The following is a 24,815-nucleotide window of genomic DNA, read 5'->3' as shown; positions in this document are numbered from 1 at the left end:
GGCATTCTACTCGCTGTGCAGGTTTGCATAAATCGACTCTGCGAGCTTTTTGCTGATTCCGGGCGCTTTGGCAATTTCTTCGATGCTGGCGCGGGACAGTTCCTGCAATCCACCGAAGTGCTTGAGCAGGTCCCGACGACGCGTCGGCCCTACCCCGGCGACACCTTCCAACGTTGAGGTGCGCCGGGTTTTACCACGACGGGCACGGTGTCCGGTGATCGCAAAACGGTGGGCTTCATCCCGGATTTGCTGGATCAGATGCAATGCGGGTGAGTCCCCGCGCAACGTGAATTCGTGGGCAGCGTCATTCAGATACAAGGTTTCAAAGCCGGCCTTGCGGGTGGTGCCTTTTGCGACACCGAGCAAAATCAGATCAGGCACCGCGAGCTCGTTCATGACGTCGCGCGCCATGTTCAACTGGCCTTTGCCACCGTCCACCAACAGGATATCCGGGAGCTTGCCCTCACCGTCCTTGATCTTGCTGAATCGGCGGGTCAGGGCCTGATGCATGGCGGCATAATCGTCACCCGCCGTGACGCCTTCGATGTTGTAACGACGGTAGTCCGACTTGATCGGGCCTTCCGGTCCGAATACCACGCAGGATGCAACGGTGGCTTCGCCGCTGGAGTGACTGATGTCATAGCACTCAAGACGCTGCGGGGGCTCGTCCAGTTTCAGGACTTCGGCCAGCGCCTCGAAGCGAGCCGCGACATGCTGACGGTTCGCCAATCGGGCAGCCAACGCCTGCTCCGCGTTGGTGACCGCCAACTGCTGCCAGCGAGCCCTGGTACCGCGCACGCGATGGCTGATGGTGATTTCACGGCCGCGCGACGCCTCGATGGCTTCGATCAATGCCGGGAAGTCTTCATTGACCACGTTGACGATGACTTCGCTCGGCAGCTCTCGCTCGCCGCCGCCCAGGAAATACTGAGCCAGGAAGGCCGACATGACTTCACCGACCTCCTCCTCGATACCCACCTGAGGGAAAAAGTTCTTGCTGCCCAATACGCGACCGCCGCGCACGCTGATCAGGTGGACGCACGCACCGCCCGGGTTGACGAACGCGGCCACGACATCGACATCGCCCGTTCCGCCTTCCATGCTCTGCTGATCCTGCACGCGTCGGAGCAGACCAATCTGATCGCGCAGTTCGGCGGCGTGCTCGAAGTTGAGGTCCATCGCCGCCTTTTCCATGAGCGCGTTCAACTCGTCGGTCAAGGCGTTGCTGCGGCCCTCGAGGAACATCACGGAGTGACGCACATCCTCGGCATACACCTGGGGCTCGACGAAGCCGACACAAGGTGCCTTGCAACGCTTGATCTGGTACTGCAGACAGGGCCGTGTGCGGTTCTTATAGAAGCTGTCCTCGCACTGACGCACATGAAAAGTCTTTTGCAGAATGCTCAGGCTTTCACGAATGGCACCGGCGCTGGGATAGGGACCGAAATACCGGCCCTTGGCCTTTTTCGCGCCGCGATGAATGCTCAGCCGCGGAAACTCACCATCGGACAAATGCACATACGGGTAGGATTTGTCGTCGCGCAGGAGAATGTTGTACGGCGGCCGCGACTCCTTGATCAGGGTCTGCTCCAGCAGCAACGCCTCGGTTTCATTGGCGGTGATGGTGGTTTCGACCTGCGAGATCCTCGCGACCAACGCACTGGTCTTCGGCGCATGGCCGGTTTTGCGGAAATAGCTCGCGAGACGCTTCTTCAGGTTTTTGGCTTTACCAACGTAAAGGAGCCGTCCTTCGGTATCGAACATGCGATACACGCCGGGACGGCCACTGCACGTGGACAGGAATGCACTTGGATCAAACGGCTGGGTCATTTTCAGGCGCTGGCATCGACCATGCCGTGACGTACGGCCAGCAACGCAAGCTCGACGTCGCTGCCGATCGAAAGCTTCTCGAAGATACGGTAACGGTAGGTATTCACAGTTTTTGGGGACAGGCAGAGCTTGTCGGAAATGGTCTGCACTTTTTGACAACCGACAATCATCAGGGCGATCTGGATTTCCCGTTCGGACAGCAGATCAAACGGCGAATTGCTGGTCTGTGGCTGGAATGACTTGAGCGCCAGTTGCTGAGCAATTTGCGGGCTGATGTAGCGTTGCCCGGCAAACACCAGACGGATCGCCTGCACCATTTCAGTCAACCCGGCGCCCTTGGTCATGTAGCCCGCTGCCCCGGCTTGCAGAAGACGGGTCGGAAACGGATCCTCTTCGCACACAGTGACCGCCACGACCTTGATGTCGGGATGGCTGCGCAAGAGTTTGCGTGTGGCTTCCAGACCGCCGATGCCAGGCATCTTGACGTCCATCAGCACCACATCCGGTTTGAGTTCGCGGGCCTTCTTCAACGATTCCTCGCCGGAGTCGGCCTGACCGACCACCTGCAGACCGTCGATGTCAGCGAGCATGCGCGTGATACCTGTCCGAACCAGATCGTGGTCATCGACAACCAGCACCCTAATCAAGCAGACACCTCACGAACAATTTATGACGAATGGTCGTCACCTTAGCAAAAAAGAAAGTGCATGACCTAGCTCGAAAGAACACTCGAACGGCCGTGCCAGAGAATCGATAACAATATCGAGACAACCTATCACCATCGACCACGAAACTTGCAAAAAATCTTCAAACGCACGCTTGCAGACGTCAATGAGTATCAATCTTCCTCCGATAGGGCTTTCCTCTCCGGCGCGTAGCTTGCCTTGTATTCGGCGAGTGTTGTGGTCAGACGCAGAATCGCGTCCTGATCTTCTTTGACCAGTGTCCTGTAGCTGCCCAGCACCCACTCTTCAACTTCGCTGAGGTTGTCGACAGGTGCTGGCGTGTGCGTGCCTGTCAACACGTAGAGCACATCGACGCCCTTGGCCGCGACCGCCGCCAGATAGTCGGCCTTGGGTGTACGGTCCCCGCTCTCGTATTTGCCCTGGGCATTGGGTTCCACTCCACCAATTTCTCCGAATGCTCGTTGCGACAGCCCCAAGCGCTCGCGTTCTTCCCTAATACGGGCACCTATTCCACTCATTTGAATGCATAACCTTGTTGACCCCATCCTTACGAATGGTAGAATCGAGATAAATTTAAACAGACTTGAACGGTTTTGAACTATGCCCGGAATCCGCACCGCAGCACAAGCCAAGGCCTGGCTGGAACAACAAGGTAAATCCGTTCAAGAGTTTGCACGGGAAAACAGTGTTGACCCGGCCACTACTTACCAAATACTTTCTGGCCGCAAGAAAGGCCGGCGTGGCGAGTCGCACAAAGTCGCAGTGCTATTGGGAATGAAAGTCGGCGTCATACCCACAACAGCGGTGAGTAACAGCGGTGCCGAAGCAGAGTAAGTTATTTAAATCCTGTTATTTGTAGGATGTTTCTGCAAAGTTGGTGTTAATCGCCTACTCATACAGCAGTCACTATTAAAGAAGCTTACCGCAGCAGTGGAACAACACGACGCAGTGCGCCTGTTAACGCGGGTCCACGAGGCGTTCCATCCAGAGCAACGCCGCTTCTTCCCCGACGTTCGCGTAACCGAGCCTGCGGTACAACGCTGTCGCCGGGTTGCTCTTGAACACCTTCAATCGTATGCGCTCACAACCTCTGTCAGCCGCCATTTGCGCGATGCGCGCCATGGCCCACGCCCCGACACCTTCGCCGCGATACGCTTCTATCAACTGGATATCGCGCACATACAGGTAGTTCTTCTCCACCGTGATACCCAGAAACCCAACGAGACAACGCTCCCTGCGAATCAGGTAGCTCTCGCGCAAAGGCCATTCAGCGTCAAACGCCGCAGGCTGCCAGATCAAGCCGTATTGGGCGTAATACGCTCGCATGTTGACGCGTGTGAGTTCTCGGGCGAACGGAAGATCTTCGATCGTGGCGAGGGCAAGATGCAGACTCATTTCTTTTACGATCATCAGAGCACGCGACTTAAATAGAAACAGTCAGGGTGCGCGCGCTCCACCCACTTCCGCCACGCGTGGCAACCAGCAACCCCTCACCCGCGCCTGCGATCTCTGCGACCGGCTCCCCGGTTTCATCCCACAACGCACTGCGCCCGGCCGACTGCCAGCCGCCGGTGACGCCGGCATGATTGGCCATTAAGACCGGCATCCCGTGGGTCTTGGCATAACCTCGGAGCAGGTCCGAATCTTTCACGTAGCCGGGACCTGAGATCAATACGCTGGCCGCGTACATCGTGGCGCCCGCTGTGGCGGCTTTTTGCGCATGATCTGCATGGCTGAAATCCGCACAGACCGCGAGATGAACGTGTTCCGCATCAATGTCGACCGGGGCGCCACCCACGCCAACCTTGAATACCGACTCTTCCCCGCTGTGCAGGTGCTGCTTGGTGTAAACGCTCACTTCGCCACCCAGGCCGAAGGTGAGCGCCGCGATCCGGACGTCACCTCGCGTCCCGCCGAGCAATGGCGCTCCAACCACGGTGACCATTTTCAACGCTTGGGCCATGTCTTTTAACGGCTGCAGCCGCGAGTCCAGTCCGGTGACGGCAAGGTCGCTGGCCATCGCCGGTTCGTAGCCAGTCAACGACAGCTCCGGAAACAACAGGAACCCGACACCCTGCTCCGCGGCGATCTCCATGAAGCGCAAGTGGCGCTGAACGTTGGCGGCAAGGTCGCCCGCCACGGACTGCGATTGGGCCGCCGCCCACACCGTAGGCTCTGATCGCTGTCGCTGACCCTCTTCGTTGCCGTGCTGCTCATTCGTGGACACTGCGGATCCTCCTGATCACTCGTTATCCGCGCACGACGATAGACGCTCCCGCGGATTGTCGGGACATTCTACTGCCACGCGCGGCGATGGCCACTTCAACGCAGCAGGCTGCAGGTTATCAATCGATACAATTGAATTTTCCAATTGAATAACCGCCTGCCGCTGAAGTAAGCTCGGCGTCATTCAACGGAGACCGAACATGTTGCTTTCCAGCCTTTCATCGCTTCATCGCCCTGCCGACGCCTCGCGCCCGGTGGCGAAGATGGCTGTGTGGGATGCAATGACCATCGCGTCGCCTGCTTCTTATTTTTATGGGTATTGGTTTAGCCACTGGCGCGCCTGATACCCAAACGGCGCCCACGAATCACGGGACGCCAACCAGAGATAACTCTACCCCCGGTCGGCCTCCCGACCGGGGGTTTCGTTTTTTTAGCCCTTCAAAAACCTGACTTACGCTTCGATTCGAGGAACATGACATGAACTACAGCACCTATTACCGCAACGACATCGACTTTGCATGGCGATTTAGCAACCTCCGTTCGGGACAGCCTGCCGCCTCCGATCGGTCACTGACAGGTGGCAAATCCACACATTCAGCCCATACGGCCAATTGTCGAACACCCCAGTAGGTCCGTGCGGGAAAGCGCCCGCCGACCAGGAAGCCTTACTCATGAATTCGTCCGTCGTCGCAAAAAGCCTGTCCGACCTGCCGTCCCGTCCTGTGACCTTGATCGACAGCCACCCCGCTCCACAACGCCTGCCCAGCACCCTGGCACTCAAGAACCAGCTGCCGCTGGACGTTGCATTGATCGCACAAGTCGAAGCTCATCGCCGATCCGTGCGCGCCATTCTCAACGGCGAAGACACCCGCCTTTTAGTCGTTGTCGGTCCGTGCTCGATCCACGATCCAAAATCTGCACTCGAATACGCCGAACGCCTGGCACACCTCGCCACCGAGGTCAGTGATCAGATGCTATTGGTGATGCGCGCCTATGTCGAAAAACCTCGCACGACCGTCGGCTGGAAAGGCCTGGCCTACGACCCGCATCTGGACGGCAGCGATGACATGGCCGGTGGCCTTACGCTCTCCCGTCACCTGATGCGCGAAATGATTCGACTCGGCCTGCCGATTGCGACCGAGTTGCTGCAACCGATGGCCGCCGGATACTTCGACGACCTGTTGAGCTGGGTGGCGATCGGAGCGCGCACCACTGAATCGCAGATCCACCGGGAGATGGCCAGCGGGCTGCAAATGCCGGTCGGCTTCAAGAACGGCACCGACGGCGGTGTTGCTGTGGCCTGCGACGCCATTCGCTCAGCCGCTCACGCACACCGTCACTTCGGCATCGATCGTCACGGTCATCCGGCGATCATCGAGACCCAGGGCAATCCGGACACGCACATCGTGTTGCGCGGCGGCCACAGCGGGCCTAACTACGATGCCCAGAGTGTGGGCAAGGTCAACGCCAGCCTGGACAAGAACCGCATCGCCGCCCGAATCATGGTCGATTGCAGCCACGCCAACAGTGGCAAGGACCCGCTGCGCCAGCCTCAGGTCTTCAACGATGTGTTGCAGCAACGCCTGGCGGGCGATAACACGCTGATCGGCATGATGCTCGAAAGTCACCTGTTCGAAGGCTGTCAGCCGCTGAGTGAATCGCTGCGCTACGGCGTGTCAGTGACGGATGGTTGCCTGGGCTGGGACGGCACCGAGCACCTGCTGCGCGAGGCCGTGAATAAACTGCGCTACAGGTAACATCTGCACATGAGAAGTCGGTCAGAACGCGACGGCCGACTTCTCTTGCACGTGTCGCAACGACAGCAATCATCTGTCACCTTCTGGATCGACCCTGTGGGAAATCTGCCCTGTGTCACTCGGACGTCGCGGCATGACACTGAGCGCTTGTCGCTCAGGCCTTTCCGACCGGGCCTTAGCCTCCAACCAACAACTTGATACACGCTGCACGCCTTGAAAAGCACCCCGCCACAGGGCGTTGCGCGCCGTGTCCTGCCCTTTACTCTCGTGCGCCTCAGCAAGCAAACGGGAGTCATCCTCATGTACACGGACGTCACCACCAAATACCCCCTCCTGCTGGTTCACGGCTTGTTCGGTTTCGAGCGTGTCGGCGAATTCGCCATGTTCCACGGCATCGTTCAGGCCCTGGAAAAAGCCGGTTGCCGGGTTCACGTGCCAACCATTTCAGGCGTTCACGACAACGAGACCCGCGGAGAGCAGTTGCTGGATCAGATCGAACGTTTCCTCAAACGCACCGGCTATTTGAGAGTCAACTTGATCGGCCACAGTCAGGGCGCCCTGACGGCTCGTTATGCGGCTGCGGTCAGGCCGGAATGGGTCGCCTCGGTGACTTCCGTCAGCGGCCCGAACCATGGATCGGAAGTCGCGGACCGGGTCCGTCGCGCCTTTTTACCCGGTGAGATGCCCGAGCGACTGGCTTCGCGACTGACCCTGGGCTTTGCGCATTTCCTTGCGCTGCTCGGGGGCAAACCCGAACTGCCGCAGGACCCTCTGTTGGCGCTGGATGCCCTGACCACCGAGGGTGTGGCGCGGTTTAACAGCGCCTACCCACAAGGCCTGCCCTCCGAGTGGGGAGGTGAAGGTGCCGAGCGCGTCGATGGCGTGCACTATTACTCCTGGAGTGGCTGCATTCAGCATTCGCTGGTGAGTGAAGGGCGCAATGCCTTTGACCCACTGCACTTGGCACTTCGCAGTTACGCGCTTCTTTTTGAGAGGGAGGCCGCTTTCAACGACGGCCTGGTGGGACGCTACAGCTCGCACCTGGGCAAAGTCATACGCTCCGATTACCCGATGGACCATGTCGACACGATCAACCAGACTGCGGGAGTCGTTCGAAAAAGCGTCGATCCGGTAAAACTTTATGTTGATCATGCCGGATTATTGTTCCGCAAAGGACTGTAGACGCGTTTACCTCTGAGCCTGGTCCCTGATGGCAACTCGCCCGTTCGACTGCCGGGCTGGAACTTTCTCGGGAAAACGCTCCCTTAATCCGGTAGGCTCTTTCCTTTTTTTGACAGGAGTACTCCAAATGGCCAAAGCCACTGCCCGCCACATCCTTGTTTCCAGCGAAGAGAAATGCAACGAACTCAAAGCTCAGATCGAAGGCGGCGCTGATTTTGCCGAAGTGGCACGCTCCAACTCCAGCTGCCCATCCAGCCGTCAAGGCGGTGATCTCGGATCGTTCGGTCCAGGCCAGATGGTCAAGGAATTCGACACCGTGGTGTTCAGCGCCCCGGTCAACGTGGTGCAAGGTCCGGTAAAAACCCAGTTTGGCTACCACCTGCTGGAAGTGACCAGTCGTCAGGATTGATTCACACCCTAGCCACACCTTGAACGGCCCGCCCTTAAAAGCGGGCCGTTTGTATTTAGCGCACCGCAAACCGTTGCTGTATCGATTCCGGCAAAGAAATTGCTTCCTTTTGGCCCGTTAACCGGGTCATCAACCCTTGAAATGCGTCCAGTCTGTGCCGCACGGTAAAGAAGTTATCAACGCTCGCTATTGTGCGGTTACAAAGATTACGGCATTACGGTACCTTGCCACTGGAGGTAACGAATAAAAACCAAAGAGCACGCCGCAATCGCCTGCTCATGACCTTCAACCCTGATGTTGTGCCACGACATCAGTCAGGATTCGTGTAATGCGTTTTGTTTTTTCATCGCTGATGGTAGCAACGCTGGTCCTTGTTTCAGGTTTTCAAGCCCTGTCCGCCGCCCCTCAACACGCATTGACCGTTTATGGCGAGGCCCCTCGCTATCCGGCCAACTTCCAGCATTTCGATTACGTGAACGCCGACGCCCCAAAAGGCGGCAGCATGCGTCGCTCGGCGCAGGAAATCGGTCAGTTCGACCACATCATGCCGTATCTGGACAAAGGCACTGGCGTGTCGCAGGTCAACGGCCTGCTCTATTCCCCTCTGGCCGTCAAATCGCTGGATGAGCCTTATACGGTGTACGGCCTGATCGCTGAAAAGATGGAGCGCGCCGCTGACGGCATGTCGCTGCGGTTCTACCTGAACCCCAAGGCGCGCTTTGCAGATGGCACGCCCATCACCGCCGAAGACGTACGTTTCACCTATAACCTGCTCATGACCCAAGGCAGCCTGTCGTATCGCACCGAGTTCGGCGACGTGCAAGGCGTTGAGGTCGAGTCCCCCACGCAAATCCGCTTTGACTTCAAGAGCAACGAGAGCCGCACTCTGCCGCTGGACCTCGCGTCGCTCCCGGTCTTCCCGGAGCACTGGTGGAAAGACCGCGACTTCGCCAACGGCGGCGGCTTCGAGGCCCCTGTCGGCAGCGGTCCTTACCGGATCGGTCAGGTCGACCCAGGCCGCAGCATCACGTTCGAGCGCAACGCCGACTGGTGGGCGAAAGATTTGCCGGTCAACCGCGGCATGTACAACTTCGATCATTTCAAAGTCGAATACTTCGGCGACACCGACGTTGCGCGGCAGGTTGTGCGCGGCGGTGGTTACGACTACAACCGTGAATACTCCGCCACCGGTTATTCCATTGGTTACGATGGCGATGCCTTGGCCGAAGGCCGTCTGCAGCGCGCTCATCTGGCGAAAGGCTCGGTGCAAAGCTCTCAAGGCTTTGTGTTCAACCTGGACCGCCCGAAGTTTCAGGACCGCCGCGTGCGTCAGGCGCTGGCCATGCTCTGGGACTTCGAGTGGACGAACAAGCAGATGATGCGCAACGTCTACGTTCGCCAGAACAGCTACTTCTCGAACAGCGACCTGGCGGCCACCGAGCTACCCACCGAATCCGAGCTCAAGATTCTCGAACCCCTGCGCGGTCAGGTGCCGCCAGAAGTGTTCACCACTGTGTTCCATACGCCCAAGACGGACGGCACCGGGTTCATTCGCGACAAACAGCTGCAAGCGCTGGCGTTGCTGGAGGAAGCCGGCTGGATGCCCAAGGGCGACAAGCTGGTCAACGCCGCCGGAGAACCCTTGAGCTTCACGTTCCTCAATGGTCAGAGCGGGTTCGAAAAGATTCTGCTGCCGTACAAGCGCAACCTCGCGCAGATCGGCATCGACTTTGAAATCCGCCGGATCGACTCGGCGCAATACCTGAACCGCGTCATGGCGCGGGACTACGACATGATCGTGACCGGGTACGGGGTGTCCACCTCCCCCGGCATGGAGTTGTACAACAATTTCGGCTCCAAAGTGGCGAAAGACTCTGGCTCCAGCAATTACATGGTGCTGCGCGACCCCGCCGTCGACTCGCTGATTACCGGCCTGGCCAAGGCTGACAACAAGCCTGCGATGATCGACTACGCCCATGCGCTGGATCGCGTGCTGCAATGGGGCTTTTACTGGATTCCCAACTATTACCCGCCAGGCTCCTCGACCGTCTGGTGGAACCGCTTCGGTATTCCTAAGGTGCAGGCGAGCAACAGTGAAGCCATCGACACTTGGTGGGAAATCAGCCCACAAGCCCTGACCAACGAACAATTCGCCCAGCAACGGGGCGCGTCGGCCATCCCTTCGGAGGTCAAATAATGCTCGGCTACCTGATGAGGCGCCTGCTGCTGATCATCCCCACCCTGTTGGCCATTTTGCTGGTGAACTTCTTTATTGTGCAGGCGGCGCCGGGCGGCCCGGTCGAGCAGGCCATCGCCAAGCTGCAAGGTGTGGCGGGTGGCACGATCGGCGCCGGACACACCGAAACCATGAACGCAGGGCAATCTCGTGCCAGCCGAGGCCTGGACCCGAAACTGATCAAGGAAATCGAACACCAGTACGGCTTCGACAAGCCGCTGCATGAGCGCTTGTGGCTGATGCTGAAGAGCTACGCCCAACTGGACTTCGGCAACAGCTTTTTCCGCGGCGCCAAGGTCACCGACCTGATACTGCAGAAAATGCCCGTGTCCATTTCCCTTGGCCTATGGGCGACGTTGATCACCTACCTGGTGTCGATCCCGCTGGGGATTCGAAAAGCCGTCAAGCACGGCAGTCATTTTGATATCTGGAGCAGCACGGCGATCATCATCGGCTACGCCATGCCTGCGTTCCTGTTCGCCATGTTGCTGGTGGTGGTATTCGCCGGCGGCACGTCGCTGAGCTGGTTCCCGGTGCGGGGCCTGGTGTCTGAGAATTTCGATCAGATGACGACGCTGGGCAAGATCGCCGACTACTTCTGGCACCTGGTATTACCGGTGATGTCGCTGGTCATCGGCGGTTTTGCGACGCTGACCATTCTGACCAAGAACTCCTTTCTCAACGAAGTCACGCGCCAGTATGTGGTCACCGCGCGGGCCAAAGGCCTCAGCGAACGGCGGGTGCTGTACGGACATGTGTTCCGGAACGCCATGCTGCTGGTCGTAGCGGGCATTCCCCAGGCGTTCATTAGCGTGTTTTTCGCCGGATCGTTGATGATCGAGGTGATCTTCTCCCTCGACGGGCTGGGCCGCATGAGCTACGAGGCTGCGGTGTCCAGGGATTACCCGGTGGTGTTTGGCTCCCTGTTTATTTTCACCCTGTTCGGACTGCTGATAAAACTGGTCGGGGACATCTGCTACACCCTGGTCGACCCCCGAATCGACTTCAGCGCGAGGAATGCTTGATGCGCAGACTGTCTCCGGTGGCTCGCCGACGTTTCGAGCGCTTTCGCAATAACCGCCGAGGCTGGTGGTCCCTGTGGCTGTTTTGCGGCCTCTTCCTCATCAGCCTGTGCGGCGAGCTGATTGCCAACGACAAACCGTTGGTGCTCAGCTATCAACACTCCTTGTACTTTCCTGCATTCAAACGCTACACCGAACAGGAGTTTGGCGGTCAGTTGCCTTTCCAGCCGGACTATCGCAGTGACTACGTACGGCAACTGATCAGCAAGGGCGACGGCTGGATGCTGTTTCCGCCGATCCCGTTCAGCGATGACACACCGAACTATGACCTGAACAAACCTGCTCCGAGTCCGCCCTCCGCCATCAACTGGCTGGGCACCGACGATCAGGCACGGGACGTACTGGCGCGGGTCATTTTCGGTTCACGGGTGTCGATCCTGTTCGCGTTGGCACTGACCGTCATCAGTGCCTTGATCGGCATCGCCGCTGGCGCTTTGCAGGGCTATTACGGCGGTTGGGTCGACCTGCTCGGCCAGCGACTGCTGGAAGTCTGGTCGGGGTTGCCGGTGCTGTACCTGCTGATCATTCTCTCGGGGTTCGTCGAGCCTAATTTCTGGTGGCTGCTGGGGATCATGGCGCTGTTTTCGTGGCTCGCCCTGGTGGACGTGGTGCGTGCCGAATTCCTGCGCGGACGCAACCTTGAATACGTGAAGGCGGCGCGCGCTCTGGGGCTGGATGACCGCAAGGTGATCATGCGGCACATCCTGCCCAATGCCATGAACGCGACGCTGAGCTACCTGCCGTTCATTCTGACCGGTGCGATTTCGACCCTGACTGCCCTCGACTTCCTGGGGTTTGGCATGCCGGCAGGCAGCGCATCGCTGGGCGAATTGATTGGTCAGGGCAAACAAAACCTTCAAGCGCCCTGGCTCGGCTTTACCGCCTTCTTCACCCTGGCGCTGATTCTGTCGTTGCTGGTGTTCATTGGCGAGGCGCTGCGCGACGCCTTCGACCCGAGGTCCTGACATGTCTGAAAACCTGATTGAAATCCGAGACTTGTCGGTGTCTTTTAATGGAAATGCTGTGGTTAAAAACCTCAGTCTGGACATTCCTGCAGGCGAGTGCCTGGCGCTGGTCGGCGAGTCCGGGTCTGGCAAGTCCGTGACCGCGCACTCGATCCTGCAACTGCTGCCCCAAGCCGGCACGGTCAGCACGGGCAGCATCACCTATCGCGGTCAGGAACTGCTGGGCGCAGACGGTAAAACGATGCGACGCATACGCGGCAACCAGATCGCGATGATCTTTCAAGAACCGATGACCTCGCTGAACCCGCTGCACACTGTCGCCAAACAGATCGGCGAAACGCTTCTGCTGCACAAAGGGCTGACCGGTAGAGAGGCCAAGGTTCGCATCCTGGAGCTGCTTGAACTGGTGGGCATCCAGCATCCCAAGAAGCGGCTAAAAGCCTATCCACACGAGCTGTCCGGCGGTCAACGGCAACGGGTGATGATCGCCATGGCGCTCGCGTGCGAGCCGGAACTGCTGATTGCCGATGAACCCACCACCGCTCTGGACGTGACGGTTCAGCGGAAGATTCTGTTGCTGCTCAAGGAGTTGCAACAACGTCTTAACATGTCGCTTTTACTGATCAGTCATGACCTCAACCTGGTTCATAGCATCGCCCAGAAGGTCTGCGTGATGCGTGCAGGCGAAATCGTCGAGCAATCCAACTGCCATCTGCTGTTCAAGAACCCTCAGCATCCTTACAGCCGGTTGTTGCTGGACGCGGAACCTGCGGGCGAGCCGCTGCCTCGCGACACGCGTGAGAAAGTACTTGAAGTGGATAACCTGCGTGTCTGGTTCTCACTGGGCGGCGGCATCTTCAATCGCCACCACGAATACCTGAAGGCGGTCGACGACGTCAGTCTGAGCATCGAGCGCGGCAAGACCCTGGGCATCGTCGGCGAGTCAGGATCAGGAAAATCGACACTTGGTCAGGCCATCCTGCGCTTGCTGGAATCCCGTGGCAGTATCCGCTTCAAGGGTCACGCGCTGGACACCCTGAACCAGAAGCAGATGCGGCCATGGCGCAAGCAGATGCAAGTGGTTTTCCAGGACCCTTACGGCAGCCTCAGTCCTCGCATGTCGGTGGCGCAGATCATCAGCGAGGGCCTGGAAGTCCACAGCGAACTGGACAAGGTTTGCTGTGAGGCCGAAGTGATTCGTGTGCTGGAGGAAGTCGGTATCGATCCGTTGAGCCGACATCGGTATCCCCATGAGTTTTCCGGCGGGCAACGGCAACGTATCGCCATCGCTCGCGCGCTTGTTCTCAAACCTGCCTTGATTTTGCTCGACGAACCAACGTCTGCGCTGGATCGTACCGTGCAGAAACAGGTGGTGGCGCTGTTGCGTCAATTGCAGGAGAAGCATGGCCTGACCTATCTGTTCATCAGCCATGATCTGGCGGTCGTGCGGGCGCTCGCCCACGACCTGATCGTCGTCAAGGACGGCAAAGTCGTCGAACGAGGCGCCAGCCACGATGTTTTTGACGCGCCTCAGCATCCCTACACCAAGGAACTGCTGGCGGCAGCGCATCCGGGGTTCAACTGAAAAGAGCAATCACCAGCAGTCTGAGCGGCCAGATGCCGGGGACGGAAACGACGGAACAGTGCATGAAAGACAGTGACAGCCTCAAGGATTACCGACGCGTACGGCGGCTCGCCATTCGTTCGTTGTTCGAAATCATCGAGCAGTCCAGTGAAGGTACTGTGATCGTGGACAAGGAAGCGCGGATTGTCTGGATCAACGAGCGCTATGCAAGGCGCTTCGGTTTGGAAGACGCCAGTCGGGCGGTGGGCCAGCCATGCGAAAAAGTGATCCCGGGCAGCCTGCTGCGACAAGTCGCCAGTAACGGCCAACCTATCTTGCTGGACATGATGGACACCGCCAAAGACCCGCTGGTGGTCATGCGTTTGCCGATTCATGACGATGTCGGTGGCGTGATCGGCGCGATCGGCTTTGCCCTCTTCGATGAACTGCATGCGCTGTCGCCGTTGCTCAAACGTTACCTGAGTATGCAGCAGGAATTGGCCTCGACGCGCTCGCTGCTGCGCGCCCGGCAGGCCAAATACAGTTTTGCGCACTTCATCGGCAACAGCGCAGCGAGCCTTGAGGTCAAGCGTCGCGCGCGACGCAGCGCCAGCACCGATTCCCCCGTGCTGCTGTTGGGCGAAACCGGTACAGGCAAGGAATTGCTCGCCCACGCGATCCACAACACATCGCCCCGCGCCCACAAGCCGTTCGTGAGCATCAACAGCGCGGCGATTCCCGAAACGCTGCTGGAAGCCGAATTCTTCGGCACCGCGCCCGGCGCATTTACCGGCGCAGACCGGCGTGGACGGCAGGGCAAACTCTATCTGGCCGAAGGCGGGACGCTGTTTCTGGACGAAATCGGCGACATGCCCCTGCCCTTGCAGAGCAAATTGTTGCGGGTGCTGCAGGAAAAGGAATACGAGCCCGTCGGCTCCAACGAAATGATCAAGAGCGACGTGCGCCTGATTGCCGCGACGTCGACGGATCTGGAAGCCGCGATCAAGCGTGGGGAGTTTCGTGCGGACCTGTACTACCGCCTCAGCGTGCTGCCCATCGCAGTGCCGCCATTGCGCGAACGTCTGGACGATCTCGCGGCGCTGAGCGAGGCGATCCTGGAAGAACTGCGCAGTCAGCATGAGTTGCAACCCAGCGCCATGGCGATGCTGGGCAAGCACGCGTGGCCGGGCAACATCCGGGAGTTGCGCAATGTGCTGGAACGCGCTGCCTTGCTCAGCGACGATTTGCAGCTCGGCGCGGACGAGATTCGCGCCGCCATCGGCACGATGGTGCCGATTGAAGGCGTCAAAGAGTCGCCTGCGCCAGTGCCCGATGAGACGTACAGCGAGGCCCGCGAGCGCTTCGATCGCGAGTTGATTCAGGCAAAACTGGCGCAGTGCCGAGGCAATGTGATCCTCGCTGCGCGCCAACTGGGGCTGGGACGCTCGACCCTGTACAAGAAAATGGCCGCGCTGGGGATCGCCGAGTCTCAGTAATGAGACGTTGTGTCTCTGAGTCGGGATTTTCCATGAACATTCTCAAAACACCGACGGGGCAAGGCATCGCCGGCTGATTTGTTGGCGCTAACGAGCAGGATCGCTACGCTTGCAAGGGCAAAAGTCTCTCATCAGAGACATCATTGGCTATTGCGTAATCGCGTCATGATAAAAAATGATACAAATCAATCACTTAGCGTAATGGCACGAAAGTAGCTATACCTCCCGTATGCGGCTGGACCGCAGTCATAACAAAAACAACAGGAGACACTCGATGAGTGTGATCATCGCTCTGGCAGCCCTCGCGCTGCTGATGCTTGCTGCATACCGTGGTTACAGCGTTATCCTTTTTGCCCCCATCGCGGCGCTTGGCGCTGTGTTATTGACCGATCCATCGGCTGTGGCCCCCGCCTTCACCGGCGTGTTCATGGACAAGATGGTCGGCTTCGTCAAACTCTATTTTCCGGTTTTCCTGCTCGGCGCCGTCTTCGGCAAGCTGATCGAACTGTCGGGGTTCTCTCGCTGCATCGTGGCGGCGGCCATTCGTCTGCTCGGCACGCGCCAGGCCATGCTGGTGATCGTGCTCGTCTGCGCCCTGCTCACCTATGGCGGCGTCTCGCTGTTCGTGGTGGTATTCGCGGTCTATCCGTTCGCCGCGGAAATGTTCCGCCAGAGCAACATTCCCAAACGCCTGATCCCGGCGACCATCGCGCTGGGCGCCTTCTCGTTCACCATGGACGCCCTGCCCGGCACGCCACAGATTCAAAACATCATCCCGTCGACCTTCTTCAACACCACCGCCTGGGCAGCGCCGTGGCTGGGCTTGATCGGCACTGTATTCGTGTTCTGCGCCGGCATGCTGTTCCTGCAGCGTCAGCGCAACAAGGCACAACGCGCAGGCGAAGGCTACGGCACCGAGTTGCGCAATGAGCCGGAAACCGCCGCCGACATCAAATTGCCCAACCCCTGGGTCGCGCTGGCGCCGCTGCTGTTGGTCGGTGTGATGAACCTGCTGTTCACCCAGTGGATTCCGCAGTGGTACGGCAAGACGCATACGCTGGCGCTGCCCGGGATGGCGACACCCGTTCAGACCGAAATTTCCAAAATCACCGCGATATGGGCCGTGGAAGCCGCCTTGCTCGTGGGGATCGTCTTTGTGCTGCTGTTCGCCTTTGGTGCCGTGAAGTCGAAGCTGGCTGAGGGCAGCAAAGGCGCGGTGAGCGGCGCGCTGCTGGCGGCCATGAACACGGCGTCGGAATACGGCTTCGGTGCGGTCATCGCTTCCCTGCCGGGCTTTCTGGTCCTGGCCGACGGGCTCAAGGCCATCCCCAATCCGTTGGTCAACGAAGCGATCACCGTGACCTTGCTCGCCGGCATTACCGGCTCGGCGTCGGGCGGCATGAGTATCGCGCTGGCTGCGATGTCCGACAGTTTCATTGCTGCTGCGCACGCCGCCAACATTCCATTGGAAGTCCTGCACCGGGTCGCCGCCATGGCCAGTGGCGGCATGGACACCCTGCCGCACAACGGCGCGGTCATCACGCTGCTCGCCGTAACAGGGCTGACGCACCGCGAGGCTTACAAGGACATTTTCGGGATTACCATCATCAAGACCCTGGCGGTCTTCGTGGTGATCGCCACTTTCTATGCAACCGGTATCGTATGAGGAATCGAACATGAGTCTGCAAGGTAAAACCGCACTGGTTACCGGCTCCACCAGCGGCATCGGTCTGGGGATCGCGCTGACCCTTGCCAAAGCCGGAGCGAACCTTGTGCTGAACGGCTTTGGCGATGCGTCGGCCGTGATCGAGCAGGTCAAGCAGTACGGCGGCAAGGTCGGACATCACCCGGCGGACGTCAGCGACGTGGCGCAGATCGCCGACATGATCGCCTACGCCGAGCGTGAATTCGGCGGCGTGGATATTCTGGTCAACAACGCCGGTATCCAGCACGTCGATGCCGTGGAAGACTTCCCGGTCGAGAGCTGGGACAAGATCATTGCGATCAACCTGTCCTCGGTGTTCCACAGCACCCGCCTGGCGCTGCCGGGCATGAAAGCCAAAGGCTGGGGCCGGATCGTGAATATCGCGTCGGTTCACGGTCTGGTGGGCTCTACAGGCAAGGCCGCCTATGTCGCGGCCAAGCATGGCGTCATCGGCCTGACCAAGGTGGTCGGCCTGGAAACCGCCACCACCCAGGTCACCTGCAATGCGATCTGTCCGGGTTGGGTGCTCACCCCACTGGTTCAGAAGCAGATCGACGATCGTGGCGCCGAAACCGGCGACATCGAGCAAGCCAAACATGACTTGTTGGCCGAGAAGCAACCGTCACTGGAGTTCGTCACGCCCTCGCAACTGGGCGAGTTGACGTTGTTCCTGTGCAGCGAGGCCGGAGCACAGGTGCGCGGCGCGGCGTGGAACATCGATGGTGGTTGGCTGGCGCGGTAAACCTGAGGTCGATGCCGTCCTTGTAGGCGCCGGCCTGCTGGCCAAGGCTGGAGGTGAGTCACTGTAAGCAGCATGGTAGGAGCGTGGCTTGTCTCCGGGCCGCCGCATCCGGAAGCGCCAGCCAGTTCGGCAGATCCAGTGTGCAGGCATACCCTGTGCTCAGGGTTTAAGACGAGTTCCCCCGATCGCGGGACAAGCCACTCGCCTACAGAAAATATCCAGTCTCAGCCCTGAAAACCCGGCTCGTCCCGCTCATCCACCAGCCCCCAATCCTTCACGTCCACCTGCGCGGCAGGCTGCGGCGCCGGGGGCGGTGTGGTGATATGAGTGGCGCCACCTTCGTTGTGAAGCTTCAAACGCAGCCGCACGTTGTTCGCCGAGTCGGCATTTTTCAGCGCCTCGTCCTCCGTGATCGCGCCTTCGACTGCCAGGTCGTACAACGCGTTATCGAACGTCTGCATCCCCAGATTCGTCGACTTTTCCATGATGCCCTTAAGCTCGGTCAGCTCGTTGCGGTGGATCAGGTCGCGAATGGTGGGCGTCCCTAGCATCACTTCCACTGCCGCTCTGCGCTTGCCGTCCTTGGTTTTGACCAGACGCTGCGAGACGAACGCCTTGAGGTTGTTACCCAGGTCGTGAAGCAACTGCGGACGGCGGTCCTCGGGAAAGAAATTGATGATGCGGTCCAGCGCCTGGTTGGCATTGTTGGCGTGCAGCGTCGAGATTGCCAGATGGCCGGTGTCGGCGAACGCCAGCGCGTGCTCCATGGTTTCGCGATCACGGATCTCCCCGATCAGAATCACGTCCGGTGCCTGACGCAGGGTGTTTTTCAATGCCGCGTGAAAACTGCGGGTGTCGACCCCCACTTCGCGCTGATTGATGATCGATTTCTTGTGCTTGTGAATGAACTCCACCGGGTCTTCGATGGTGATGATATGCCCACTCGCATGGCGGTTACGGTGGTCGATCAACGCGGCTAGAGACGTTGATTTGCCGGAGCCGGTGGCACCGACGAACAGCACCAGGCCGTGCTTTTCCATGACCACATCGAGCAAGACCGGCGGCAGGTGCAGGTCTTCGAATTTCGGGATATCGAGTTTGATGTTGCGCGCGACGATGGACACTTCGTTGCGCTGCTTGAAGATGTTGATCCGGAAACGGCCGATTCCCGACAACGAAAACGCCAGGTTCATCTCAAGCTCACGCTCGAAGTCCAGGCGCTGTTCGGCGTCCATGATGCCGTCGGCGATCAGCGCCACATCGCCGGGCTTCAGCGCCTCGGTGCCCAACGGCTTGAGCACGCCGTTGAACTTGGCGCACGGCGGCGCTCCGGTGGAGAGGTAAAGATCCGATCCGTCTTGGGTGGCAAGAACCTTCAACAACGCCGGGAAATCCATAAGTCACACCGCACAGAAAGGTTTTAAGAAGACAGCAGGTCAACACTGTTTAAATGCGACCATCGACCCATACCAACGTTCGCCGAAGGTTGGCGTACGCTCGTCCGACCAAGGTGAAGGAAATTACCTGAATTCGTGCCGTAAAGGCATAATGCGCGGCTTTTTTATCGAGGCGATTTCATCATGAAAGCTCAAGCCCGCCATATTCTGGTCAAGACGGCTGAAGAAGCCGAGCAGCTCAAGCAACGAATCGCCAAGGGCGAAGCCTTCGATGTGCTGGCGAAGAAGTATTCCACCTGCCCGTCCGGCAAGCGCGGCGGTGACCTGGGTGAAGTTCGCCCCGGCCAGATGGTCGGAGCGATCGACCAGATCATTTTCAAAAAGCCGCTGCGTACCGTGCATGGGCCGGTGAAGAGCAAGTTCGGTTATCACCTGGTGCAGGTGTTTTACCGGGATTGATCAAGCCGGCATCACACTGCGCGGAATCAACGCGCCCGGATGCTGAATGACCAGACTCGCCAGACGGTGCCCGGCTTCCGCCGCTTCCTGCGGGCTGCCTCCACGCAGACGCCGGGCCAGATACCCGGCACTGAAGGAGTCGCCTGCTGCGGTGGTGTCGATGACGTGTTGCACCGGATGCGCGGGCACCTCGTAACGACGGTTGTCCGCGCGCACCAGACAGCTTTGCGCACCCCGTTTGATCACCACCTCACTGACACCCATGTCGCGGTAAGCGCTCATGATCGCTTCACTGTCGGTGTAATCGAACAACGCCTGCTCGTCTTCCTCGGTCAGCAGCGCAAGGTCGACTTCGTGCATGACCGCGCGATACGCCTGGCGCGCCTGATCGACACTGCGCCACAGCCGCGGCCGGTAGTTGTTGTCGAAGACCACGCGAGCGCCGCGATCCCGGGCGTCGCCCAAGGTCGATAACAGCCGCGCGCGCCCGACCTCGCCCAACACCGCCAGCGTGATACCGCTGAAATACAGCACATCGTATTCCGGCAACGCCGCAAGGATGGGATCGGCAGCCGGCGTGGTGAAGCACTCACGCACGGCCGCTTCGTTACGCCAGTAGAGAAAGCGGCGCTCGCCGTTGGCATCGGTCTGGATGCAATACAGCCCGGGCAAACGCCCCGGCAGCCGCTGCACCCGGCTCAGACCGATGTCCTCTTCCGCCCAGATCGCGCACATGGCATCGCTGAAGCTGTCGTCACCCAGGGCGGTGACGTAATCCACGTGCGCCGCTGAACCCAGCAGGCGCGACAGGTACACGGCAGTGTTTAGCGTGTCGCCACCAAAACTTTGCTTGAGCGTGCCGTTGGCATGCTGCTGCAGCTCGATCATGCATTCGCCGATCAAGGCAACGCGCGGGTGACTGTGACTGACCATTTCGCTCATCGCAGGCTCCGTCAGAAGCAGGTATCGAAGGATTCGATGACGCTCAGGTCGTCGTCCACCAGGCAACCCATTCGCCACTTGTCGAACGTCAGGCAAGGGTGCGACGTCCCGAAGGAAATGATGTCGCCAACCTTCAGCTCAACGCCAGGGGCAACCGTCATGAACGCATGCTGGTCCATCACGGCAGTCACTTTGCAGGCCCTCACGTCATCGCCTTCGGCAGGCACCACGCCTGCCTTGTAGCGTTTGAGGGGGCTTGGCATCCCGGCATCGAACGCCACATCACGCTTGCCCAGCGCAATCACGGCAAATCCCGGCTCCGGCATCGACTGCACGTGGGCCCACACTTCCATGGCCGGCTGCAACCCTTCGCTCAGGTCATGGCGACGGTCCAGCACGCAGCACTGCGCTTCTTTGTAGATGCCGTGGTCATGCACCACATAGCTGCCAGGGCGCAGGACGCTGAGAAAGCGGTCGCGTACCTGTTGCTTGTCGAACTCTTCGGCGATCAGGTCGTACCAGGCCGAACCCGACGCGGTCACGATCGGACGGTCCAGCGCAAACGCGCCTTTGTCTTGCAGGGTCACGGCCAGGCGCACCAGCGACGCCGCGAACTGGCGAATGCCACTGACGGCCTGATCGCCATGAATCACCCCTTCATAGCCTTCGATGCCGGTCAGCTTCAACGCAGGCTGTGCGGCGATGGCGTCCGCGAGGGCCATGACTTCTTCTTCGCTGCGGCAACCGCAACGGCCGCCAACCACGCCGTACTCGATCATCACGTTCAGGTGCAGGCCCTTCTGCGCGAAGAACTCGCCCAATGCCTGGACGTTGTCCGGGTGGTCGACCATGCAATGGAGGTCGAACATTGAATCAGTGAGCATGTCGGCAATGATCGCCATGTTCGGGGCACCGACCAACTGGTTGGCCATCAACACGCGGCGAACGCCGTGCGCGTAAGCGGCGCGGGTCTGCACGGCGGTCGCCAGGGTCATGCCCCAGGCGCCGTGCTGCAACTGACGCTGAAACAAAGCCGGGACCATGCTGGTCTTGCCGTGGGGTGCGAGTTCCGCGCCGCTGTCGCTGACGAATTTCTGCATCCAGCGCAGGTTGTGTTCCAGCGCCTTGTCATGGATGACCAGCGCGGGCAGGCTCACATCCCGTACCAGCTGGTCGCCCGGGTTGGCGGCGCCTTTTTCCAGTGAAGCAATCGTCATGTCTGTTCTCCAGCGTTCTTGTTCGGTAAGGATCGCGAGTCGTCGGCGATCCCGTCAGTCGTTGACGCGACGGGCCAGGCTGTTGGCGCTGTTGATCAGTACCCGTCGGTAATCGTCGTAATGTGCGGTCGCATCGGCCCGAGGGGCGACGATGCACAGGGTGGCGATACAGATGCCCTGGTTGTCCCTCACCGGTGCGGCGAAGCAGTGGGTGAAGGTGTCGGCGATGCTGTTGAAGGAGAAGAAGCCTTCGTCGTGTGCCTTGCGAATCTCGGCAAGGAAGGTCTCCAGCGGCAGTCGCTGACCGTCCGGGAGGATGTAATCCTCGGGGTCGATGAGGTCGATGATTTCCTGGTCACTCAGGTGCCCGAGCAGCAGACGTCCCGAGGCGGTCCACGGAATCGGCGCGTCTTCACCGATGTCGGAGGAAATCCGGAAATGCCGAGCGCCCTCCTTCATCAATGCCACAGTGTATTTGCGGCCATTGAGCAGGCACATCTGCGCGGTTTCCCGGGTCTGGTCGACGATTTCACACAGGCTGACCTCAGCCTCGCGGGTGAAATCGAAATGCCGCAGATGCGCTTGCCCGAGGAAATACAGCTGACGCCCCAAGTACACGTGACCATCCTTGCCCACGGTTTCGAGAATGCGACGCTCCAGCAGGGAGCTGACCAACTCATACACCGTCGACTTCGGACTGCCGATCCCGCTGGCAATCTCATTGGGGCGCAGCGGCGTGCCCTTTTCCTTGAGGAAATCAAGAATATCGAACGCCCGGTCCAGACCACGGGCCCGGCGCTTGATGGTGTCTTCGGTCATGGTGGTGCTTTCCATTGAGCGAGGCGTCTCTTAAGAAGAAAGGCTGGCAGTTTACAGCGAGCAACCGTTCATTGGTTGCACCTGCGCTCATCTGCCTGCCGCGAACCTGTGGGAGGCGAATTCATTCGCGAGAGGCCTGTAAAACCGACGCACATGGGTCGTCTGGCCTATCTCATCGCGAATAAATTCGCTCCCACAGTCGATCGTCGCCGTGATCGGGACCGGCGCGCTGACGTTACGCCTTCTTCTTGTAAGCAATGCAGTCGATCTCGACCTTGCAATCGACCATCATGTTTGCCTGCACACAGGCGCGGGCCGGGGCGTGTTCTGGCTTGAAGTACTCGCCAAAGACCTTGTTGAAGCTCCAGAAATCCCGAGGGTCTTCCAGCCAGACCCCGACACGGACCACGTCTTCGAGGCCATAACCGGCCTCAGTCAGAATCGCGACCAGGTTCTGCATCGTCTTGTGGGTTTGTTCAACGATGCCACCAACAATGATCTCGCCGTTTTCCGCCGGTACCTGACCGGAGACGTGCAGCCAACCGTCGGCCTCTACCGCGCGGGCGAATGGACGTGGCTGGCCGCCACCTGCGGTGCTGCCTGCGCCGTAACGAGTAATGCTCATGAAAAAATCTCCTTTGATTGAGCGTTTAAAAACGGATGTTCTTGAGGAATTCGCTCAAGCGCGCCGACTTCGGCTGCTCGAACAATGTCTTGGGAGGCCCCTGCTCTTCGATGCGGCCCTGATTCATGAAGACGATCTGATCGGACACTTCATAGGCAAAGCGCATCTCGTGGGTGACCAGCAACATGGTCATGCCCTCTTCTGCCAGGCCTTTGATCACGCTCAGCACTTCTCCCACCAGTTCCGGGTCGAGGGCCGAGGTCACTTCGTCGAACAGCATGAGGCTGGGGTTCATCGCAATGGCGCGGGCAATCGCCACACGCTGTTGTTGCCCGCCGGACAACTGGCCGGGGTAATGATTACGCCGCTCCAGCAGACCGACACGCTCCAACCATTTTTCGGCGAGGGCGACGGCCTGATCCTTGGGGAGCTTCTTGACCTTGAGCAACCCCAGGGTCACGTTCTGCAGCGCCGTAAGGTGCGGAAACAGGTTGAATTGCTGAAACGCCATGCCGGTCATGGCCCGGTGCTGCGCGATCACCTTTTCAGGGTGACGCACGCGCTTGCCGTTGACGTCGCTGTAGCCGATGTCCTGCCCTTCGAGACGGATATGCCCGCCCTGGAACTCTTCCAGCAGGTTCACGCAACGCAACAGCGTGGTTTTGCCTGAGCCACTTGAACCGATCAGGGTCACCACGTTGCCCTTGTTCATCTTCAGGTCCACGCCCTTGAGGACCTCGACCGGGCCGTAGGATTTATGCAGCCCTTCGATGCTCAGCAACGCCGGTGCGGCGGTCGCGGTTTGAGTCTGTGTCATGGCAAGGCCACCCGTTTTTCAATTTGCCGCCCAAGAAGCTCGATGGCGTAGTTGATGACGAAGAAGAGAAATCCCGCGAACAGGTAAAACTGCAGGGTCATGAAATTGCGCGCGATCACCTGTTGTGTGCTGAGCAGCAGCTCGGCCACGCCGATCACCGACAGCAAGGTCGACGCCTTGACGATCTCGGTGGACGAGTTGACCCACGTCGGCAGGATCTGGCGCAGTGCTTGTGGCAGCAGCACGTAGCTCAGCGACTGACTGAACGTCAGGCCGATGGCCTTGCCCGCCTCCAGTTGACCCCGTGGAATGGCCTGCAAGGCACCGCGCACGATTTCGGCGACGTGGGAACCGCAGAACAGCGTCAAGCCCAGTGCGCCGGCCTGAAACGCGCTGATCTGCCAGCCCAGCGCCGGCGCCATATAAAAGCAGGCGAGCACCAACACAAACACGGGCGTACCACGGATCAGGTCGACGTAGCAGCGAAACGGCAGGCGCGCCCACAACTTGCCGTAGGTCAGGATCAACCCGGCAAACACACCGATGACGGTGCCACAGATAATCGCCAGGCCGGCGCACTGCACGCTGGTCAGAAAGCCAGCCCAAAGCGCCTCGCGGGCGATCCACAACTCATGCAACCAGGTCGGTTGTTCGTACAT

The 24,815-nt window shown here is 59.5% G+C and carries 25 protein-coding genes; 13 read left to right on the top strand and 12 right to left on the bottom strand.

Going from position 1 to position 24,815, the window contains the following annotated elements:
* Positions 1 to 6 precede the first annotated feature (6 nt).
* The 3 genes from uvrC to ABDX87_RS27265 all read right to left on the bottom strand — a co-directional run bounded on the left by uvrC (position 7) and on the right by ABDX87_RS27265 (position 3,034).
* Positions 7 to 1,830, bottom strand: a complete 1,824-nt coding sequence (gene uvrC, locus ABDX87_RS27275) for an excinuclease ABC subunit UvrC (protein ID WP_346830688.1) — start codon at positions 1,828 to 1,830, stop codon at positions 7 to 9.
* Positions 1,831 to 1,832: 2 nt separating this feature from the next.
* Complete coding sequence (gene gacA / locus ABDX87_RS27270) at positions 1,833 to 2,477, bottom strand: response regulator transcription factor GacA (RefSeq protein ID WP_346830687.1); 645 nt, start codon at positions 2,475 to 2,477, stop codon at positions 1,833 to 1,835.
* Between the two features lie 191 nt (positions 2,478 to 2,668).
* Complete coding sequence (locus ABDX87_RS27265; protein ID WP_346830686.1) at positions 2,669 to 3,034, bottom strand: helix-turn-helix domain-containing protein; 366 nt, start codon at positions 3,032 to 3,034, stop codon at positions 2,669 to 2,671.
* 82 nt (positions 3,035 to 3,116) lie between these two features.
* Between ABDX87_RS27265 and ABDX87_RS27260 the strand changes: the two genes are divergently transcribed.
* Positions 3,117 to 3,350, top strand: coding sequence for a DNA-binding protein (locus ABDX87_RS27260; RefSeq protein WP_346830685.1), 234 nt, complete (start codon positions 3,117 to 3,119; stop codon positions 3,348 to 3,350).
* 123 nt (positions 3,351 to 3,473) lie between these two features.
* Here the strand turns inward: ABDX87_RS27260 and ABDX87_RS27255 are convergent, their stop codons facing one another.
* Both ABDX87_RS27255 and ABDX87_RS27250 read right to left on the bottom strand, forming a co-directional pair.
* Positions 3,474 to 3,911, bottom strand: a complete 438-nt coding sequence (locus tag ABDX87_RS27255; protein WP_346830684.1) for a GNAT family N-acetyltransferase — start codon at positions 3,909 to 3,911, stop codon at positions 3,474 to 3,476.
* Between the two features lie 28 nt (positions 3,912 to 3,939).
* Positions 3,940 to 4,683: a carbon-nitrogen hydrolase family protein gene (locus tag ABDX87_RS27250; RefSeq protein ID WP_346833632.1), complete on the bottom strand. Its 744-nt coding sequence runs from the start codon at positions 4,681 to 4,683 to the stop codon at positions 3,940 to 3,942.
* A 259-nt stretch (positions 4,684 to 4,942) separates the two neighbouring features.
* On the opposite strand from ABDX87_RS27250, the gene ABDX87_RS27245 reads away from it, so the two are divergent.
* From ABDX87_RS27245 to ABDX87_RS27195, 11 genes are all read left to right on the top strand, one after another.
* Positions 4,943 to 5,086 carry a hypothetical protein gene (locus tag ABDX87_RS27245; protein WP_346830683.1) on the top strand — a complete coding sequence of 48 codons (144 nt, stop codon included), beginning with the start codon at positions 4,943 to 4,945 and terminating at the stop codon, positions 5,084 to 5,086.
* A gap of 327 nt (positions 5,087 to 5,413) precedes the next feature.
* Positions 5,414 to 6,499, top strand: coding sequence for a 3-deoxy-7-phosphoheptulonate synthase (locus ABDX87_RS27240; protein ID WP_346830682.1), 1,086 nt, complete (start codon positions 5,414 to 5,416; stop codon positions 6,497 to 6,499).
* A 300-nt stretch (positions 6,500 to 6,799) separates the two neighbouring features.
* Positions 6,800 to 7,681: an esterase/lipase family protein gene (locus tag ABDX87_RS27235; protein ID WP_346830681.1), complete on the top strand. Its 882-nt coding sequence runs from the start codon at positions 6,800 to 6,802 to the stop codon at positions 7,679 to 7,681.
* Between the two features lie 127 nt (positions 7,682 to 7,808).
* Positions 7,809 to 8,090: a peptidylprolyl isomerase gene (locus ABDX87_RS27230; RefSeq protein WP_074750513.1), complete on the top strand. Its 282-nt coding sequence runs from the start codon at positions 7,809 to 7,811 to the stop codon at positions 8,088 to 8,090.
* Between the two features lie 328 nt (positions 8,091 to 8,418).
* Positions 8,419 to 10,287 (top strand): extracellular solute-binding protein, encoded by a 1,869-nt coding sequence (locus ABDX87_RS27225; protein ID WP_346830680.1) that lies wholly within the window; start codon positions 8,419 to 8,421, stop codon positions 10,285 to 10,287.
* Positions 10,287 to 11,351 (top strand): microcin C ABC transporter permease YejB, encoded by a 1,065-nt coding sequence (locus ABDX87_RS27220; RefSeq protein ID WP_346830679.1) that lies wholly within the window; start codon positions 10,287 to 10,289, stop codon positions 11,349 to 11,351. The genes ABDX87_RS27225 and ABDX87_RS27220 overlap by 1 nt, the downstream gene beginning before the upstream one ends.
* Positions 11,351 to 12,373: an ABC transporter permease gene (locus ABDX87_RS27215; RefSeq protein WP_346830678.1), complete on the top strand. Its 1,023-nt coding sequence runs from the start codon at positions 11,351 to 11,353 to the stop codon at positions 12,371 to 12,373. Before ABDX87_RS27220 ends, ABDX87_RS27215 begins: the two co-directional genes overlap by 1 nt.
* A 1-nt stretch (position 12,374) precedes the next feature.
* Positions 12,375 to 13,958: an ABC transporter ATP-binding protein gene (locus ABDX87_RS27210; RefSeq protein WP_346830677.1), complete on the top strand. Its 1,584-nt coding sequence runs from the start codon at positions 12,375 to 12,377 to the stop codon at positions 13,956 to 13,958.
* A 62-nt stretch (positions 13,959 to 14,020) separates the two neighbouring features.
* The gene (locus ABDX87_RS27205) at positions 14,021 to 15,433 is read left to right on the top strand and encodes a sigma-54 interaction domain-containing protein (RefSeq protein WP_346830676.1); all 1,413 of its coding nucleotides are present in this window, start codon (positions 14,021 to 14,023) and stop codon (positions 15,431 to 15,433) included.
* A 274-nt stretch (positions 15,434 to 15,707) separates the two neighbouring features.
* On the top strand, positions 15,708 to 17,099 hold the full coding sequence (locus tag ABDX87_RS27200; protein ID WP_346830675.1) for a GntP family permease: 1,392 nt from the start codon (positions 15,708 to 15,710) through the stop codon (positions 17,097 to 17,099).
* 10 nt (positions 17,100 to 17,109) lie between these two features.
* Positions 17,110 to 17,880: a 3-hydroxybutyrate dehydrogenase gene (locus ABDX87_RS27195; protein WP_346830674.1), complete on the top strand. Its 771-nt coding sequence runs from the start codon at positions 17,110 to 17,112 to the stop codon at positions 17,878 to 17,880.
* Positions 17,881 to 18,104: 224 nt separating this feature from the next.
* Here the strand turns inward: ABDX87_RS27195 and ABDX87_RS27190 are convergent, their stop codons facing one another.
* Complete coding sequence (locus tag ABDX87_RS27190; protein ID WP_346830673.1) at positions 18,105 to 19,277, bottom strand: PilT/PilU family type 4a pilus ATPase; 1,173 nt, start codon at positions 19,275 to 19,277, stop codon at positions 18,105 to 18,107.
* Between the two features lie 183 nt (positions 19,278 to 19,460).
* On the opposite strand from ABDX87_RS27190, the gene ABDX87_RS27185 reads away from it, so the two are divergent.
* Positions 19,461 to 19,736, top strand: coding sequence for a peptidylprolyl isomerase (locus ABDX87_RS27185; RefSeq protein ID WP_081568400.1), 276 nt, complete (start codon positions 19,461 to 19,463; stop codon positions 19,734 to 19,736).
* Here the strand turns inward: ABDX87_RS27185 and ABDX87_RS27180 are convergent, their stop codons facing one another.
* The 6 genes from ABDX87_RS27180 to ABDX87_RS27155 form a co-directional block, all read right to left on the bottom strand.
* Positions 19,737 to 20,678: a sugar kinase gene (locus ABDX87_RS27180; protein WP_346830672.1), complete on the bottom strand. Its 942-nt coding sequence runs from the start codon at positions 20,676 to 20,678 to the stop codon at positions 19,737 to 19,739.
* 11 nt (positions 20,679 to 20,689) lie between these two features.
* Positions 20,690 to 21,895: an amino acid deaminase gene (locus tag ABDX87_RS27175; protein ID WP_346830671.1), complete on the bottom strand. Its 1,206-nt coding sequence runs from the start codon at positions 21,893 to 21,895 to the stop codon at positions 20,690 to 20,692.
* A 54-nt stretch (positions 21,896 to 21,949) separates the two neighbouring features.
* Positions 21,950 to 22,714: an IclR family transcriptional regulator gene (locus tag ABDX87_RS27170; RefSeq protein WP_346830670.1), complete on the bottom strand. Its 765-nt coding sequence runs from the start codon at positions 22,712 to 22,714 to the stop codon at positions 21,950 to 21,952.
* 235 nt (positions 22,715 to 22,949) lie between these two features.
* Entirely contained in the window at positions 22,950 to 23,339 is a 390-nt protein-coding gene (locus tag ABDX87_RS27165; RefSeq protein ID WP_346830669.1) for a RidA family protein, read from the bottom strand.
* A 25-nt stretch (positions 23,340 to 23,364) separates the two neighbouring features.
* Entirely contained in the window at positions 23,365 to 24,156 is a 792-nt protein-coding gene (locus ABDX87_RS27160; RefSeq protein WP_074750489.1) for an amino acid ABC transporter ATP-binding protein, read from the bottom strand.
* Positions 24,153 to 24,815 carry an amino acid ABC transporter permease gene (locus ABDX87_RS27155; protein WP_346830668.1) on the bottom strand — a complete coding sequence of 221 codons (663 nt, stop codon included), beginning with the start codon at positions 24,813 to 24,815 and terminating at the stop codon, positions 24,153 to 24,155. Before ABDX87_RS27155 ends, ABDX87_RS27160 begins: the two co-directional genes overlap by 4 nt.

The organism is Pseudomonas abietaniphila (genome assembly GCF_039697315.1).
Taxonomy (GTDB): Bacteria; Pseudomonadota; Gammaproteobacteria; order Pseudomonadales; family Pseudomonadaceae; genus Aquipseudomonas; species Aquipseudomonas abietaniphila_B.
Note: the sequence above shows the minus strand (reverse complement) of the source record. Positions and strands in the feature narration are given on the sequence as shown.

Bases quoted from the DNA above. Each gene is read 5' to 3' on its own strand.
- uvrC (WP_346830688.1), bottom strand. From the start codon at position 1,830: ATGACCCAGCCGTTTGATCCAAGTGCATTCCTGTCCACGTGCAGTGGC.
- ABDX87_RS27265 (WP_346830686.1), bottom strand. From the start codon at position 3,034: ATGAGTGGAATAGGTGCCCGTATTAGGGAAGAACGCGAGCGCTTGGGG.
- ABDX87_RS27260 (WP_346830685.1), top strand. From the start codon at position 3,117: ATGCCCGGAATCCGCACCGCAGCACAAGCCAAGGCCTGGCTGGAACAA.
- ABDX87_RS27255 (WP_346830684.1), bottom strand. From the start codon at position 3,911: ATGAGTCTGCATCTTGCCCTCGCCACGATCGAAGATCTTCCGTTCGCC.
- ABDX87_RS27245 (WP_346830683.1), top strand. From the start codon at position 4,943: ATGTTGCTTTCCAGCCTTTCATCGCTTCATCGCCCTGCCGACGCCTCG.
- ABDX87_RS27240 (WP_346830682.1), top strand. From the start codon at position 5,414: ATGAATTCGTCCGTCGTCGCAAAAAGCCTGTCCGACCTGCCGTCCCGT.
- ABDX87_RS27235 (WP_346830681.1), top strand. From the start codon at position 6,800: ATGTACACGGACGTCACCACCAAATACCCCCTCCTGCTGGTTCACGGC.
- ABDX87_RS27230 (WP_074750513.1), top strand. From the start codon at position 7,809: ATGGCCAAAGCCACTGCCCGCCACATCCTTGTTTCCAGCGAAGAGAAA.
- ABDX87_RS27225 (WP_346830680.1), top strand. From the start codon at position 8,419: ATGCGTTTTGTTTTTTCATCGCTGATGGTAGCAACGCTGGTCCTTGTT.
- ABDX87_RS27220 (WP_346830679.1), top strand. From the start codon at position 10,287: ATGCTCGGCTACCTGATGAGGCGCCTGCTGCTGATCATCCCCACCCTG.
- ABDX87_RS27215 (WP_346830678.1), top strand. From the start codon at position 11,351: ATGCGCAGACTGTCTCCGGTGGCTCGCCGACGTTTCGAGCGCTTTCGC.
- ABDX87_RS27210 (WP_346830677.1), top strand. From the start codon at position 12,375: ATGTCTGAAAACCTGATTGAAATCCGAGACTTGTCGGTGTCTTTTAAT.
- ABDX87_RS27205 (WP_346830676.1), top strand. From the start codon at position 14,021: ATGAAAGACAGTGACAGCCTCAAGGATTACCGACGCGTACGGCGGCTC.
- ABDX87_RS27200 (WP_346830675.1), top strand. From the start codon at position 15,708: ATGAGTGTGATCATCGCTCTGGCAGCCCTCGCGCTGCTGATGCTTGCT.
- ABDX87_RS27195 (WP_346830674.1), top strand. From the start codon at position 17,110: ATGAGTCTGCAAGGTAAAACCGCACTGGTTACCGGCTCCACCAGCGGC.
- ABDX87_RS27190 (WP_346830673.1), bottom strand. From the start codon at position 19,277: ATGGATTTCCCGGCGTTGTTGAAGGTTCTTGCCACCCAAGACGGATCG.
- ABDX87_RS27185 (WP_081568400.1), top strand. From the start codon at position 19,461: ATGAAAGCTCAAGCCCGCCATATTCTGGTCAAGACGGCTGAAGAAGCC.
- ABDX87_RS27180 (WP_346830672.1), bottom strand. From the start codon at position 20,678: ATGAGCGAAATGGTCAGTCACAGTCACCCGCGCGTTGCCTTGATCGGC.
- ABDX87_RS27175 (WP_346830671.1), bottom strand. From the start codon at position 21,895: ATGACGATTGCTTCACTGGAAAAAGGCGCCGCCAACCCGGGCGACCAG.
- ABDX87_RS27170 (WP_346830670.1), bottom strand. From the start codon at position 22,714: ATGACCGAAGACACCATCAAGCGCCGGGCCCGTGGTCTGGACCGGGCG.
- ABDX87_RS27165 (WP_346830669.1), bottom strand. From the start codon at position 23,339: ATGAGCATTACTCGTTACGGCGCAGGCAGCACCGCAGGTGGCGGCCAG.
- ABDX87_RS27160 (WP_074750489.1), bottom strand. From the start codon at position 24,156: ATGACACAGACTCAAACCGCGACCGCCGCACCGGCGTTGCTGAGCATC.
- ABDX87_RS27155 (WP_346830668.1), bottom strand. From the start codon at position 24,815: ATGTACGAACAACCGACCTGGTTGCATGAGTTGTGGATCGCCCGCGAG.